Genomic DNA, 14,890 nt, shown 5'->3' on the forward strand with positions numbered 1-14,890 from the left:
ATACTATGAAAATTACAGTTAAAGTAGTTTTTATAGTATTTTTTTTAATTAATAGTTAAGAATGAAGAATTAATAGTTAATGTGGATTTTTTTTCGTTACACTACAAAAAATCTTTGATTAAGCTTTTCACCACTTGTTTCGCTAAAGCGAAACATTGCTGATTTATATAAATTTAAAGATTTTTTGCGATAGCTAAAAATCATCCTTCACTATTAATTTTTCATTATTAATTCGTAACTTGCGAAGCTTTGCTTCACATTATTTTCAAACTGCCAAAGTTGAGTTAATTATATTTTATCAGCATTGTTTAAAAGCAAAAATGGTGGTTATAATTTAGATATGTAAATAATAATGAAGAGAGGAAAATAAAATGTTTCCTGTAGAATTAAAGAATATAAATATAGAAGACATTTCTCTGGAAATAGATGTGATAAAAAAAATACCTGAAGAAATAGCCAGGGATAATTGTTTAATAGCTTTAAAAATGGAAGAAAATAAATTATTTATAGCCGTAGATAAAGTACCAAGTTTTACTTTAATTGAGGAACTAAAATTTATATTGGGAAAAGAACTTAAATTTTTTAGGACTAGTAGGAAAGTTATATTTAAGCTAATAAATAAGTACTACTGCAAACAAAATTTAGATCATGCACTAAAGGACATAAAGTTAAAAGAGAGTATTCCAGAATTAATTACTAATCCACTTCAAGATAAATATAAATTTCAAGGTTCTCCAGTTATAAAGGCAGCTAATTATATAATTGACAAGGCTATAGATGAAAGAGCTAGTGATTTGCATATAGAACCATTTGAAAATAGTGTTACCATAAGAATGAGGGTAGATGGAATTATGAGGGAATATATTAAAATACCAAAGTCTATCTATCCTCTTTTGTGTACTAGAATAAAGATAATGTCAGAACTTGATATAGCAGAAAAGAGGATACCCCAAGATGGAAAGATAAAGTATGTTAAACAAAATCTAAACTATGATTTAAGGGTATCTACGCTTCCTACTATATATGGCGAAAAAGTAGTTTTAAGAATTTTATATAGAGATGAAAACATAAAAAACATGGCTACATTAGGATTTTCAAAAGAAGATGAAGAAAAGATAAAAAGAATGCTATGTTGTGATCATGGAATTCTTTTAGCTGTGGGGCCAACTGGTTCTGGGAAATCCACCACATTATATTCCCTATTAAATAATATAAATAGGTGTGAAAAAAATATAATTAGCATAGAAGATCCTGTGGAATATACATTAGAAGGTATAAATCAAGTAAATGTAAATACCAAGATAGGGTTTAACTTTGCAGAAGGATTGAGAAGTATTTTGAGGCAAGATCCAGATGTAATAATGGTAGGTGAAATAAGAGATGAGGAAACAGCTCATATAGCAATAAGGGCAGCAGTAACAGGACACTTGGTTTTAAGTACACTGCATACTAATAATCCTCTTGAGTCTGTCATAAGGCTTCAAGATATGGGAGTGCCAGAATATTTTATAGAAGACGCTCTGGTAGGTGTAATATGCCAGAGACTGGTTAGAAAAATATGTACTTATTGTAAAAGCAGATATGTACCTTCACTTCAAGAGGTTAAAGAACTAAATTTATCTTCTAATTGTTATTTATATAAAGGAAAAGGGTGTTCTAAATGCGGTCATACAGGATATAAGGGAAGAACAGTAGTATACCAGATTGTTAGCAGTGAAGATATTAGAAGACAGTATAGAAAAAATGATAAAATTAATTTTAAGGATGGTATAAAAAAATCAAATACGATTTCCTTGAGACAAAAATGTATAGAGCTTATTAAATCAGGAATTACAACTTATGAAGAATTATTAAGGCTAAATTTATCCGATGACTACCCGCACTAATACTCCCACTTCTTCAATTGGGAGTAAAGAGCGGCTACGTCCCTGGATAACGATTTCTAAGCATCAGATGGAGTTAAAACTCCATCTGATGCTAAGAACTCTGTTTATTTGATTACAATATTAAGGTTAGGTGATGGAACATAATAAAATACTGGGCAATTGATACAAAAGGTAAAAAAATTAAAGGCAAATGTGAAGAAGCTGCATTTACAAGCTTAAAATATACTTTAAGGGAAAAGAAATATTTTATATACCAGACTATTTCTTTAGAAAGTTATAAGAAAATTTTTTTAAAAAATCCAGGACCAATGGATATAAGCGTACTATGTAGTCAATTGAGTGTTATGCTTGGGGCTGGAATAAACATATCAAGAGTACTTGATAATTTAGAAACTCAGTGTAATAAAAGTTCCTTAAGATTAGCATTAAAATCTATAAAGGAAGATGTAATTAAAGGGCAAAGTATACACAGTAGTATGGCAAAGTTTAAAAATATATTTCCTAATTTTATGATTGAAATGATAAGAGTGGGCGAGATTAGTGGAAAGCTAGATGAAGTATTGGCAAAATTATCTGAATATTATGAAAAGAAAAACAATATAATTTCCACCATAAAAGCTTCCCTTATATATCCAGTAGTAACTTTGATAACTTCTATATTCATTGTAATGTTTTTGATGATTAAAATAATACCACAATTTACAGATATTATACAGTCAAATGGAGGTGAAATACCAACTTTGACCAGAGTGGTAATGTACATATGCCAATTTTTAAAGTTGTACTATTTGCAAGGGACTATAATTATAAGTTTAATTCTATTGTTGAGCTGTAAATTTAGTAAAAGCAGTAGGGGAAGAAAAATTAGAGAGAGTATAAAGTTTAGAATACCTTATTTTAACAAGATGTATAATAAAATGTTTATTTTTAAAATATGTTCAGCTATGACTGTACTTAGTGAATCAGGAGTTAACATATTGAAGGCTTTAAAAATAATTAGAAATTTGATTGGAAGTGAAGTTATGGCTGAAAGATTAGAAAACTCAATAAAATACATAGAACAAGGAGAAAACATGAGTGATGCCTTAAATAAGGCGAGAATAAATGATAAATTATTTATATCCTTGATTACCACAGGAGAAGAGACAGGGAAAATGGATTTAATGTTTGCTAAATTGGAAAAGTTGTTTGGCAGTGAATTGGATAGATATTTTGAAAAATCAACTAAAGTTATAGAGCCAATGATAATAATCATTCTATCCTTATTTGTTGGAATATTTATTATATCTGCACTTATGCCTATTTTTACTATAATGGATTCTACCCTATAAATTAAAAAGAAAGCTGGGTTATAAATTATGAAGGTACATAAAAAGGAAAAAGGTTTTACCCTTATAGAACTTATGCTTGTAGTTGCTATAATATTAGTTCTTTTAGGATTTTTGGTTCCTAAATTTTCTGGATATCAAAGTAAGGTAAGAACTGCTAAAGCCATAAATACAGCTAAACAGCTAGAAACAGCTGCTATGGCTAGCTATGGAAATAGTGATGGAAAATTTGATACAGCTGATGTGCAGGAATGTTTATCAAAGCTTACTTCTGCAGAAAACCCGCAAGTTTCAGCTGGGGACAGTGATCAATTTATAACTATAAGCTATAAAAGTGATGATAAAGATTATACTTTAGAAATAAATGCTCAGGAAAGCTCTTATAAAGTTAAAGATGGAGATAAGCAGGTATTTCCTAAATGAGAAAATTCATAATTTAATATTTAATTGTTCTTGTAAAAATTGTTGAATGAGGAGAATAATTTTATGGCTGATAAAATTAAAAAAAGGGGATTTACTGTTATAGAAATTCTCTTAGTACTCAGCATATTTTCAATACTTTTAAGTTTTAGTCTGATTAACTTAGGTACTTTTAGCAATCTTAAGAATAAGATAGATGTCGATTTTACTAATAACAATATTTTAAATTTTATAAATAAATCTAAAACCTACTGTAGGGACAAGAAAGAAGAAGGAGGATACATTTATTTTGATACAAAAAACAATGAAATAACTTTTAATGTAGAATTGGCCGAAATATTTAAGTTAAAGTTACCAGAAGGATTTGTATTAAACCATGTAAGGGAGGATAACAGAATAAAAATAGATAACATGGGAATTACAGAGGATGCCTGCAGTATAAAATTTAAAGACAGGAAGGGAGAAATGCATTGCATTACTATGTGCGTGGGAACAGCTTACGTAGATATAAAGTATTAATTTGTGAATTAAAAAACTTTGTGGTAAACATATTACCTCATAGGAAAAAGATACTGGTCAAAAGAGGATTCACATTAATTGAAGTGTTGTGCAGTATAACTATTTTCTCGGTATTATTTATGACTGCACTGTTTATTCAGGTAGATGCACTTAAAGTAAAAACATATAACGAGGAAATGAATAATTGTACTTTAGTTATGGAATATCTGAAAAATAGTATTATGTATAACTGCAGCTATGATAGTTTATTGAATTTAAGGATGAAGGAAAGAACATATATAGACTGCAGCAATTTAAAGTTTCAACATATTAAGAACATAAATGTAACTACTTTGTTTTCAGATGAAAAACCTTTAAAAGAGCCTTACATAATTTTAAAGGTAACGGGTGAAAAAGTGCTAAAGGTAAATTTACAGCTCCATGCTAAAATGTATGGAAATATAAAGGTTGAGGAATGTGATTTTTATAAAGGAAATTATAAAAAGTAGATTAGATGTAAAAAAAGGATTTACAATTATAGAAATGCTTATGGTCATAGCTTTGATAACTGCAATAACTACCACACAAATAATTGTTATATCAAAATATATGAGGCTACACAGAGAAGAAATAAATTATAGTAGGGAAAATTTTTATGTAAATGAAGCTTTTATAATAATTGAATATCAGATAAAAGCTGCAAAATACATAGATATAAAAAACAATATGATAATTTTAAGGAGATATGATGATAAAGGGTATGATTATATAAAAAAGGACAGAAAATCTAGTATCATAATTTCTTATGGTAGTCCTGATTCTTTTACTGTAAATAATGTGTTAAAAGATGTTGAGAACTTTTATGTGGAAAGACAGGGAAAAGTGTTCTACATATCTATAAATACAAAGAAAGGTAATTTGTATAGAAGATGTTTTGCTATGGAAAGAGAAAAGTTAAAAAAGGATTTATATTGATATATGTGCTTTTTATAGGATGTATGTGTATTTTAATTTCTCTTGGATGCTACAGCATGGAAATGCATATTAGATCAAACAATTTAAACAGCCATAAAAAGTCTATTCAGGTGGATGTAACTGAAAAATACAGAGAATACCTTTTTACGGAGCTAAATGAGTATATAAGTAAAAATCCATCTTGTGATGATAATGGAATAAAGCAATATATATCTTCTTTAGATAATTTTAAAATATATTTTGAAGAATGTTATATTTTCTATGACAAGAATATGGATTGCTTTAAAGTGGAGTATATTTTTAATGGTGAATTTTATAAAGAAGAAACTTATGAGTATGAAGTTAAAAATAAAGATATACTGTATAGTTGCATAGATTATTCTTTTAAGAAAGGTGGCTTAGAAAAGTGAATGAAAAAGCTATTTTAGAAATTAATAATAAAAATATAACATATAGAAGAATGGCGAAAAAGCATTCTATATTTAATTTATTGAAGAAAAATAAAATAGATGAGAATGTTATTCCTGTAAGTAAAATTGAGAACATAAGAATTGATCTGAAAAATAAGAGATTGTTCATATTAGTACACGGAGAAGAGATATATGTAACTTTTATGAAATTACCTAAATTAAAAAGTAAACTCCTCTACAAAGTCATAAGAGATGAATTAAAAAATAAATTTAAAAATCTACATAATATAATGTTTTCCTATGAAATAGTTCAATCTAATAAATACAATTTAAAAGTAATGGTTTCTTGTATGAATTGGCATAACATGGATATAGCAAAGATGTGTAGTGACAGTGGTGCTGATATTAAACAAATAGTACCAATTCAGTTTTATATGTGGTCAAAGTATAAAAACAGGATAAAAGATGAAAATTACATATTCATTTTAAATATGAATGATATTACATATTTCATGGCTTGCTATAGAGATAAGATTATATTGAATAATGTATATAAAGATATATATAAAGATAATTTTTTAGAAAATTTAGAACAATTTAGATTTAAATTAAATATTTTAATGCCAGATTTTAATTTTGCTACTATAATCTTTGTGAATTTTATTTACAAAGCTATAATAGAAAGTCTTTCTACAAGTTATAAATGTAGAGATTTAGGGGATTTAAGATAGTTTATTTTAGTTGTTGTCATAGGGTGTTATGAAATTAAAATAATGAAATTAAGAGGTAGTTTGGTACATGAAAAACTTATATTTTTTACCACAGTGGTGTATAGAAAAAGGAAAAACTAAAAAGAATAAAAGTCTTAAGTTACTTATTTTGATTATTTTAATAGTAAACATAATATTTTTAGATATACTTATGATGAATAAAAATCAATTAAATGATGTAGAAACTAGGTTGAAAGAACATAGTTCTGTAAAAAAGTTATCACATGATAAAAGTAGTACTTTTGAAAATTATTTAGATTTTTATAATTACATATATTTAGGAAGAAACTTTAAAAATGTAAATATAGAAAATAAAAGTCTAAATTTAGATTTTGAGGGAAATGAAAAAGAATGTTTTTCACTAATTAGAGATGCAGAAAAATCAAATAAGTTTATAATTAAAAATTTTAAGCTCATAGGAAATGATGAAGGAGGAAAGAAGCTGTGGAAAGTCAATCTAAAATTAAAATAAAAGGACTTTGTTTTATCCTAATTGTTATAAGTTGTTTAACGTAAACTGTGAATTGTAAATTTAATTAAGGTGGAATATTAATAATGAATATGGTAAATAATATATATAGAATTATTATAATATTTTTAGTGTGCAGTTGCACTGTACTTTTAATAAAAAATTATAATGTGCTCAAAAGCATAGATAGTGAAAATGTTAAGCTTCAATTTGTAGAAAAAAACTTAAAAAATCAAATAAAAGATAAAGAACAAGTGAGTTGTACTGATATTTTGAGAAAACTAAAGTGTATAGAAGGTATGCAGGTAATTAATGTTGCAAGCAATAATGATGGAAAACTAACCATACAGTTTGAAGTAATAGGAAATCAAGCTGAAATCAAAAGTATTCTAGAAAAAGTTAAAAAAATCAAATATTTTAGTAACATAGATAATATTAAAATTGAACAGGATAAGTTTCAAGGTGTAAAAACCAAAGCAGATGTAAAATTTACCCAATAAACACCTGCTCTAATGCTAAGAACTCTGTTTATAAAGAACTTAACTTTCGTAGTTTAAAAATATTGCAAAGCAAAGCTTTTGAAAATAACAAAGTTCAAATAGCAAAGAACAGATAAAGATGATTTCCATCGTACCTCAGGAAATCTATAATTTTAATGTTTTCTGACGTTAGGAAGAAAATTATCCTTATTTTGATATTTGAACTCTGGATTTTGTTCTTTAAGAAAATTGCTTTGCAATTTGCTTATATTAAGTCAAAGTTTTATATTGTGGATTGAAGCAAGCGCACATTAATATTTGCAAATAATCACAAGTTTTGATAAAATAACATTGTTCACTATGATGATAGAATAATATTATTTTAAATTTTATTTATTAAAATAACGATTTTATCATTTAAATTATTAGCTAAATTTGATTTCAAATTTAGCAGGGAGTAATCTACCATAAATTAAAGTAATTATAAAAATATTATGCCCTGCTAAAATTTAGGGGGGTAATTTAAATGTTTAAAAAAAGAATTGAAAAATTGAGAGAGGCTATGGATAGTCAACAGTTAGATGCTGTTTTGTTAGTTGGAGATCCTAATAGAAATTATTTAAGTGGATTTACAGGAGATGAAAGTTTTTCACTTATAACTTTAGACAAAGCATTTTTTATAACTGATTCCAGGTTTACTGAACAGGCTAAACAGCAAGTTAAAGATTATGAAGTTTTAGAATATGGTAAAAGCGGTTCTTTTGTAAAATTTTTATCGGGCTTGATAGGCAAGCTTAAAGTACATAGGCTTGGATTTGAGGAAAATATAGTTTCTTACAGCCAGTATGAGCTTTACCATAGTAATTTAGATTGTGAACTTGTGCCAATGAATGGAATGGTAGAAAAAATAAGAATTGTGAAAGATAGAGAAGAAATAAATTCAATAAAAAATGCTGCAAAAATTGCAGATAAAGCTTTTGACCACATGGTGAAATTTATAAAACCTGGTATGACAGAGAGAGAAGTTGGTTTAGAGCTGGAATTTTATATGAAAAAGTTAGGAGCTAAGGATTTATCTTTTCCATCTATAGTTGCTTCTGGAGAGAGATCAAGTCTACCACATGGTCAGGCTACAGAAAAAGTTATAAAAAAAGGAGAATTTTTAACTTTGGATTTTGGTTGCATTTATGAAGAATATTGTTCTGATATGACAAGAACAGTTGTAATAGGTGAACCATCACAGAAAATGCTAGAGATATACAATATAGTATTAGAAGCTGAAGAACTTGCCTTAAAGGAATATAAGCCAGAAATGCCAGCATCAAAAGTGGATGCAATTGCTAGAGATTATATAACTAGTAAAGGATATGGTCAGTACTTTGGACATAGTTTGGGTCATGGAGTAGGAAGAGAAATTCATGAGGCTCCTGTAATTGGATATAGAAATAATTCTAAATTAAAATCAGGAATGGTAGTAAGTGATGAGCCAGGTATATATATACCTGATTTTGGTGGAGTAAGAATAGAGGATTTGGTAATGGTAACTGAAGATGGAGGAGAAACCTTATCTAAGTCACCTAAGAATTTAATATGCATAAATTAAGTTCTTAGTATTACTTTATTTAGATAACATATTTATATAACATATTATGTTGTATAATATTAAATATATAAAAGAAAGTTCTATGAAAAATTAGATAAAAATCAAAACTAGGTCGAATAAGAATAAGAAAGGGGTTAAAACCGTTAATCCAACACTGCTTTTAAAAGTGTTGAAATATAGGGTTAGTTATATCCGAATTTACGTCCCTGGAGTGTGTGACCAAGCGAAAGTAGCTTATAGCGAAATCGGGCACTATGAATGGGAAAGTAAGCTTAAAATCTTAGACATATTTAATTAAGAGAAAAGTTTACATAACGGTATGTATATAATGATATCAGCAGGAGATTTAAGAAAGGGAACTACTTTTGAACAAGATGGACAAGTGTACACAGTACTGGATTTCCTTCATGTAAAACCAGGAAAAGGGGCAGCATTTGTAAGGACAAAACTTAGAAATGTTATAACAGGATCAGTTACTGATACTACTTTTAATCCAACTGCAAAATTGCAGGAGGCAGTTATAGAAAGAAAAGAGATGCAGTATTTATATTCAGATGGAGAATTGTATTATTTTATGGATCAGGAAACATTTGAGCAAATTCCATTGGAATATGAAAAGGTAGAGGATGCAATAAAGTTTTTAAAGGAAAATATGTTTGCTATAATTAAGTTTTATAAAGGTGAAGCATTTTCCGTTGAAGCTCCAAATTTTGTTGAACTTCAGATAACTCATACTGAACCAGGAGTTAAGGGAAATACTGCCACTAACGTATTAAAACCAGCTACGCTTGAGACAGGAGCTGTTGTTCAAGTCCCTATATTTGTAAATGAGGGAGAAACTATAAGAATTGACACTAGAACCGGAGAATATATGGAAAGAGTTTAGCCAATACTAATGGTAAAATAACTTTAAGGATGTGGTATTGTGAATTCTATTATATCTAAAGTATCCTATCTAAATGGTCTAGTAGATGGACTAAAAATTGATAAAAGTACTAATGAGGGAAAAATGCTAATAGAAATTGTTGATGTACTTAAAAGCATGGCAGAAGAAATTGATGATATGTCCAGAGCTCAAAAAGATATGGAAGATTATGTGGATGCCATGGATGAAGATTTAGCGGATTTACAAGACAACTTATATGATGATGATTATGAAATCTGTAAGTGTAAGGATGAAGGAGAAAACTTTACTGAAATACAGTGTCCAAATTGCAATGATACCGTATATGTAGATAAGGATATATTAGAACAACGAGAAGAATTAACGTGTCCAAATTGCCATAGTAGTATTCCTATTAAGGATGAACTTAAAAAAAGTAAATAAATAGTTTTAAATCCTATTGAAGTTTATAACTTCAATAGGATTTTTTTATTTATTTTTATTTATGTGGAATAATTTTTACATAATCAAAATAGGAATTAATATAAAGAAGTAAAGGAGATGAGAGAGATAGATACTAAAGAAATTTTAAACATTATACCTGAAAATTTAAAAGTTGCCTTAGGTGATTTAATAGAATCCCCTAATTTACAAGAGATAAGGATAAGGGCGTATAGGCCTTTGATACTTCAGTTAGGTGAAAGGGAAATTGTATGCAAATATATTCCTAAATTAGAAGATATAAAGACAATAATTAAAAGGATGAGTAATTATTCTATATATGCTTTTGAAGAAGAAATTAAACAGGGATATATAACTATTAAAGGAGGACATAGAGTAGGAATATGTGGAAGATGTGTTATGGAGAAAGATGAAGTTAAAACCATAAAAGATATCGCATCTTTAAATATCAGAATATGTAGGGAAGTAATTAATTGTTCGGATTCAATTATGAAATTCATTTCAAAAGGAAATGAAATAATAAACACCATAATAATTTCACCTCCTAAGTGTGGAAAAACCACTTTAGTAAGAGATATTGTAAGAAATATGTCCCAAGGTGTTAAAAGCATAGGACTTACGGGAAAGAAAGTATCTGTTATAGACGAAAGAAGTGAAATAGGAGCTTGTTTTAACGGAGTTCCCCAGTTAAATGTTGGCGTCAGAACAGATATATTAGATGGATGCCCCAAAAGTCAGGGAATAATAATGGCTATAAGAAGTATGTCGCCAGAAGTTATAGTCTGTGATGAAATAGGAACTTACAAGGATATGGATAGTATTGTGACCGCTTTAAATTCAGGGATAAGTCTAATTATAACTATTCACGGGTATGGAATAGAGGATTTATACAACAGGCCTGTTTTTAAAGAAATAGTTGAAAATAAGGTGTTTAATAGGGCTGTAGTACTTAGCAATAGAAAAGGTGCAGGGACAGTGGAGTATATATATGATTTCCCTAAAAATTCAATGATATGGAGGGGATAAGATGTTAAAGTTTCTAGGATGTATTATGACAATATGTGCTTCCACTGGAATTGGATTTATATGGGGAGAAAATCTAAAAGGCAGAGTTAAGCAATTGAGGGAAGCACAAAGATGCATCAATCAACTTCAAAATGAAATAATATATACACATACTCCACTACCAGAAGCTATTTTAAATACAGCATCTAAAAGTATAAATCCTATTAAAGACGTGCTTGAAGAAATATCTCATATGTTAAAGGGAAATTCTGTTGACAGTGTATATGAGGCTTTTAATGCAATATTTGAAAAGAAAAAGGATGTTCTAAATTTGAAAAATGAAGATATAGAAACGCTAATAGATTTATCCAAAACACTTGGAGAATCAGATATAGAAGGACAGAAAAGAATGTTTTCCCTAGCCCTAGAAAACATAAAAAAACAAATTGAAATTTCTGAAATTTCAATGAATAAGAATTTGAAAATGTACAGATGTCTGGGATTTTCTTTAGGTGCAGTGGTGGTGATAATTTTAGTCTAAACTGCAGGTACACATTAATTAAATTTCTTATAAGAAATGAAAGGGAGAGATAATTAAATGATGGACATAAGCTTAATTTTTAAAATAGCAGGAGTGGGTATGATTGTTATACTCATAAACAAAGTTTTAGAAGCCAGTGGGAAAGGTGATTATGCAGTGGTGACCAATTTAGCAGGAATTTTAATTGTCCTCATGATGGTAATTAACTTAGTAAATAAGTTATTTACTACAGTCAGAACTATGTTCCAACTTTAGGAGAAAGTTATGGAGATAATTAAGGTAGTAGCATTTGCTTTTATAGCACTGTTTTTAGTACTTCTGTTTAAAGGAAAGAGAGATGACATAGCAGTTTATATAAGTATAGCTGCAGGGATAATTATATTCCTATTTATGATAGCAAAGATAACGGCAGTACTTCAGTTTATTCAGCAATTAGCTGCTAAGGCAAATATAGATTTCATTTATTTAACCACTGTATTTAAAATAATTGCTATTGCATATTTAGCTTCTTTTTGTAGTGAAATATGTAAAGATGCTGGACAAGGAAATTTAGGAGCAAAGGTTGAATTTGCAGGTAAAATATTAATTTTAGTACTTGCAATTCCTATACTTATGGCTGTTCTTCAGTCAATTTTAAAGATTATGTAGGTGTTAATATGAAAAAGATTATATTGGGTTTAGTTATAGTTTTATTAATAGGCTTTAATGTACAAGCTTTTGACACCAGCAATGGAGAAACAAATGTGCAGAATCAAATTAAAATAGAAAATAGTAATGAGGATAGTGTACAGGATGATAAATATAATAAAATTCAAAATAAACAAAGTGAATCTGAAAAAGAGCAGATAGAAAAATTTTATGATTATATATCTAATATGAAGACAAAAAATGAGGTCCTTAATGACATAGATGTAAAAGATTATGTGAAAAGTTTTCTAAAAACTGGGTCAGGGAATACATCTTTAAAGAAAATTATACGTGCACTTACAATGTATGGGGTGAGAGAAGTAGCAGCTTCATTAAAACTTTTAGTACTTTTAATAGTAATTTCACTTATATGTGCATTACTTACTAATTTGCAGAGAGCTTTTAATGGAGAACAGTTATCTAATATAGCTTATTTTGCATGTTACTCACTAATAATAATAATAATGGCCAGAAGCTTTTACATAAGTGTTGATATTGCTAGGTCTACTATAAAAGAAATGACTGATTTTATGGTTGCATTAATACCTATACTTATAACTTTGGTGGCTTCAGTTGGAGGATTTGTAGAAGCATCAATTATGGATCCTATTGTAATAGGTGCTATAACTATAAGTGCTAATTTGTTTATGGATGTGATAATTCCTATAATATCCATGTCTTTTGTACTTCAGTTTGTAAATAATTTATCTTCTGAATATAAAATAGATAAACTTACCAAGCTCCTAAATCAGGTAGCACTTTGGGCACAGGGAATTATAATGACTGTATTTATAGGAATTATAACTGTAAGAGGGATAACTTCTAAAACTATTGATGAAGTTACAGCAAAAACTGCTAAATTTGCAGTGGATAATTTTGTGCCAATAGTGGGGAAGAGTCTTTCAGATGCCATATCTACTGTAGCAGGATATTCTATTTTACTAAAAAATGCGTTAAGCAGCTTAGGACTTGTAATTATTGTAGCAATACTGCTGTTTCCAGTAATAAAACTTTTAATTATTGTAGTAGCATATAAGCTTACTGCAGCTCTAATAGAACCTATAAGTGATGGAAGGCTTGTAAACTGTATAAACTCTGCAGGAAGCTCCATTGTACTTATAATGGCATGTCTCATATGTGTATCTGTTATGTTTTTCATAATGATATGTATAATAGCTGCAGCAGGGAAAATTACAATGTGAAAGAGAGGAATACAATATGCTTCAATCTTTAAAGGAGTGGCTGATAAACATATGCACTGCACTATTTTTTATTACAGCTATAGAAATGATATTGCCAGATAATAGCATGAAGAAATATTGTAAATTTGTATTGGGCCTCATTTTGATTACAGTTTTCATTAATCCAGTAGTGAAAATATTCAATAAAGATTTTGATATAAATCAGTATACTGAAAATGCTATAGAGAGTTTTGAAAAGGGATTTAACAGTAAAAGTCAATTAAACGAATTTAATGATTACAAGAAAAAGAGTATGGAAGATACTATTGAAACTTTTAAAATGAATCTTGAAACTAAGTGTGAAAAAAGTCTTAAAGAAAAATATCCAGATGAAAGTTATAAAGTAAAAATAGATGCAAATTATGATGAACAAAATAATAGTGTATGTATAAAAAATGTAAATGTTCAAGTTAAAGATGGAAGTGTGGAAAAAATAAAAAAGGTTGATATAAATACCAAAAGTACTTCCGTCAGCAATTTGGATTCTGGAGATGACGATAAAAATGTAAAATTAAAAACTTATTTAAGCCAGGAATTAAATGTATCTAAAAATATTATACATGTAAATTCTTAGTTGGAGGAGTTAGTATTATGAATTTAAAAAAGTGGTTAAAAGAACTTTTTAATAATAAAAAGGTGTCTAATGACAAAAAAAATATTTTCAATTTGGCTGTATTATTTTTGGTAGGAGTACTCATAATTGTTACAATAAGTTTTTTTAAAAACTACAATAATGAAAGTAGTGTAAATACCTCTGAAAATTTAAATGATGACAGTAGTAAGAGCAATAAGCAGCAGAGTCCTACATCTTCCGAACAAAGTAAGACTGAGAATTATGAAAAATCAATGCAGGAAGATCTAAAAAATACTTTGGAAAAAATGGATGGGGTAGGTAAAGTGGAAGTAATGATAAACTTTGAAAGTGGGGAGGAGAGTGTACCGGCAGTGAATATAACTGATTCAACGAATAATACAGAAGAAAAGGATACTGAAGGTGGTACAAGAAATACTACCCAAAAAAACAATGGAAGTACGGTGGTTGTTACAAATGATGGCAGCAAGTCACAGCCGCTTATAGTTAAGACATATAATCCTAAAGTTTCAGGTGTATGTGTTGTAGCTGAAGGAGCTGAAAACAAAATAACCGAACTCAGAATATCAAAAGCTATAACAGATTTGTTTGGAATATCAGAAGATAAGGTAAACGTATATCCTATGAAAAAGTAGTATATA

At 28.5% G+C, this 14,890-nt stretch carries 20 protein-coding genes; all 20 read left to right on the forward strand.

Features of this window, described 5'->3' with window-relative positions; all coding sequences use genetic code 11:
• Positions 1-371 precede the first annotated feature (371 nt).
• The 20 genes from B5S50_RS16795 to spoIIIAG all read left to right on the forward strand — a co-directional run bounded on the left by B5S50_RS16795 (position 372) and on the right by spoIIIAG (position 14,884).
• Positions 372-1,886, forward strand: coding sequence for a GspE/PulE family protein (locus B5S50_RS16795; RefSeq protein WP_065077586.1), 1,515 nt, complete (start codon positions 372-374; stop codon positions 1,884-1,886).
• 308 nt (positions 1,887-2,194) lie between these two features.
• Positions 2,195-3,217 (forward strand): type II secretion system F family protein, encoded by a 1,023-nt coding sequence (locus tag B5S50_RS16800; RefSeq protein ID WP_083985575.1) that lies wholly within the window; start codon positions 2,195-2,197, stop codon positions 3,215-3,217.
• A 27-nt stretch (positions 3,218-3,244) separates the two neighbouring features.
• Positions 3,245-3,637, forward strand: coding sequence for a type II secretion system protein (locus B5S50_RS16805; RefSeq protein ID WP_065077585.1), 393 nt, complete (start codon positions 3,245-3,247; stop codon positions 3,635-3,637).
• A 63-nt stretch (positions 3,638-3,700) separates the two neighbouring features.
• A complete protein-coding gene (locus B5S50_RS16810) occupies positions 3,701-4,153 on the forward strand; it encodes a type II secretion system protein (protein ID WP_065077584.1) in 453 nt (150 codons plus the stop codon).
• Positions 4,105-4,641, forward strand: a complete 537-nt coding sequence (locus B5S50_RS16815) for a type II secretion system protein (protein WP_242872096.1) — start codon at positions 4,105-4,107, stop codon at positions 4,639-4,641. The genes B5S50_RS16810 and B5S50_RS16815 overlap by 49 nt, the downstream gene beginning before the upstream one ends.
• The gene (locus B5S50_RS16820; protein ID WP_083985572.1) at positions 4,610-5,107 is read left to right on the forward strand and encodes a ComGF family competence protein; all 498 of its coding nucleotides are present in this window, start codon (positions 4,610-4,612) and stop codon (positions 5,105-5,107) included. Before B5S50_RS16815 ends, B5S50_RS16820 begins: the two co-directional genes overlap by 32 nt.
• A gap of 56 nt (positions 5,108-5,163) precedes the next feature.
• Positions 5,164-5,517: a hypothetical protein gene (locus tag B5S50_RS16825; protein ID WP_242872095.1), complete on the forward strand. Its 354-nt coding sequence runs from the start codon at positions 5,164-5,166 to the stop codon at positions 5,515-5,517.
• Positions 5,514-6,248 carry a hypothetical protein gene (locus tag B5S50_RS16830; protein WP_065077582.1) on the forward strand — a complete coding sequence of 245 codons (735 nt, stop codon included), beginning with the start codon at positions 5,514-5,516 and terminating at the stop codon, positions 6,246-6,248. Before B5S50_RS16825 ends, B5S50_RS16830 begins: the two co-directional genes overlap by 4 nt.
• Before the next feature lie 67 nt (positions 6,249-6,315).
• On the forward strand, positions 6,316-6,759 hold the full coding sequence (locus tag B5S50_RS16835) for a hypothetical protein (RefSeq protein WP_065077581.1): 444 nt from the start codon (positions 6,316-6,318) through the stop codon (positions 6,757-6,759).
• An 83-nt stretch (positions 6,760-6,842) separates the two neighbouring features.
• On the forward strand, positions 6,843-7,256 hold the full coding sequence (locus B5S50_RS16840; protein WP_065077580.1) for a hypothetical protein: 414 nt from the start codon (positions 6,843-6,845) through the stop codon (positions 7,254-7,256).
• 505 nt (positions 7,257-7,761) lie between these two features.
• Complete coding sequence (locus B5S50_RS16845; protein ID WP_065077579.1) at positions 7,762-8,838, forward strand: Xaa-Pro peptidase family protein; 1,077 nt, start codon at positions 7,762-7,764, stop codon at positions 8,836-8,838.
• A gap of 328 nt (positions 8,839-9,166) precedes the next feature.
• The gene (gene efp, locus B5S50_RS16850; RefSeq protein ID WP_029170128.1) at positions 9,167-9,724 is read left to right on the forward strand and encodes an elongation factor P; all 558 of its coding nucleotides are present in this window, start codon (positions 9,167-9,169) and stop codon (positions 9,722-9,724) included.
• A gap of 39 nt (positions 9,725-9,763) precedes the next feature.
• A complete protein-coding gene (locus B5S50_RS16855; protein ID WP_065077578.1) occupies positions 9,764-10,165 on the forward strand; it encodes a CD1247 N-terminal domain-containing protein in 402 nt (133 codons plus the stop codon).
• Positions 10,166-10,291: 126 nt separating this feature from the next.
• On the forward strand, positions 10,292-11,209 hold the full coding sequence (gene spoIIIAA / locus B5S50_RS16860) for a stage III sporulation protein AA (RefSeq protein ID WP_217303820.1): 918 nt from the start codon (positions 10,292-10,294) through the stop codon (positions 11,207-11,209).
• A gap of 1 nt (position 11,210) precedes the next feature.
• On the forward strand, positions 11,211-11,729 hold the full coding sequence (gene spoIIIAB / locus B5S50_RS16865; protein ID WP_217302380.1) for a stage III sporulation protein SpoIIIAB: 519 nt from the start codon (positions 11,211-11,213) through the stop codon (positions 11,727-11,729).
• Positions 11,730-11,786: 57 nt separating this feature from the next.
• The gene (gene spoIIIAC / locus B5S50_RS16870) at positions 11,787-11,984 is read left to right on the forward strand and encodes a stage III sporulation protein AC (RefSeq protein ID WP_013237770.1); all 198 of its coding nucleotides are present in this window, start codon (positions 11,787-11,789) and stop codon (positions 11,982-11,984) included.
• Between the two features lie 9 nt (positions 11,985-11,993).
• The gene (gene spoIIIAD / locus B5S50_RS16875) at positions 11,994-12,377 is read left to right on the forward strand and encodes a stage III sporulation protein AD (RefSeq protein ID WP_013237771.1); all 384 of its coding nucleotides are present in this window, start codon (positions 11,994-11,996) and stop codon (positions 12,375-12,377) included.
• An 8-nt stretch (positions 12,378-12,385) separates the two neighbouring features.
• On the forward strand, positions 12,386-13,618 hold the full coding sequence (spoIIIAE, locus tag B5S50_RS16880) for a stage III sporulation protein AE (RefSeq protein ID WP_217302381.1): 1,233 nt from the start codon (positions 12,386-12,388) through the stop codon (positions 13,616-13,618).
• Positions 13,619-13,634: 16 nt separating this feature from the next.
• Positions 13,635-14,231, forward strand: coding sequence for a stage III sporulation protein AF (gene spoIIIAF / locus B5S50_RS16885; protein ID WP_217302382.1), 597 nt, complete (start codon positions 13,635-13,637; stop codon positions 14,229-14,231).
• 17 nt (positions 14,232-14,248) lie between these two features.
• Positions 14,249-14,884, forward strand: a complete 636-nt coding sequence (gene spoIIIAG / locus B5S50_RS16890) for a stage III sporulation protein AG (protein ID WP_217302383.1) — start codon at positions 14,249-14,251, stop codon at positions 14,882-14,884.
• The last annotated feature ends 6 nt before the right edge of the window (positions 14,885-14,890 follow it).

This window comes from Clostridium sp. 001 (assembly GCF_019056555.1).
GTDB classification, from domain to species: domain Bacteria; phylum Bacillota; class Clostridia; order Clostridiales; family Clostridiaceae; genus Clostridium_B; species Clostridium_B ragsdalei.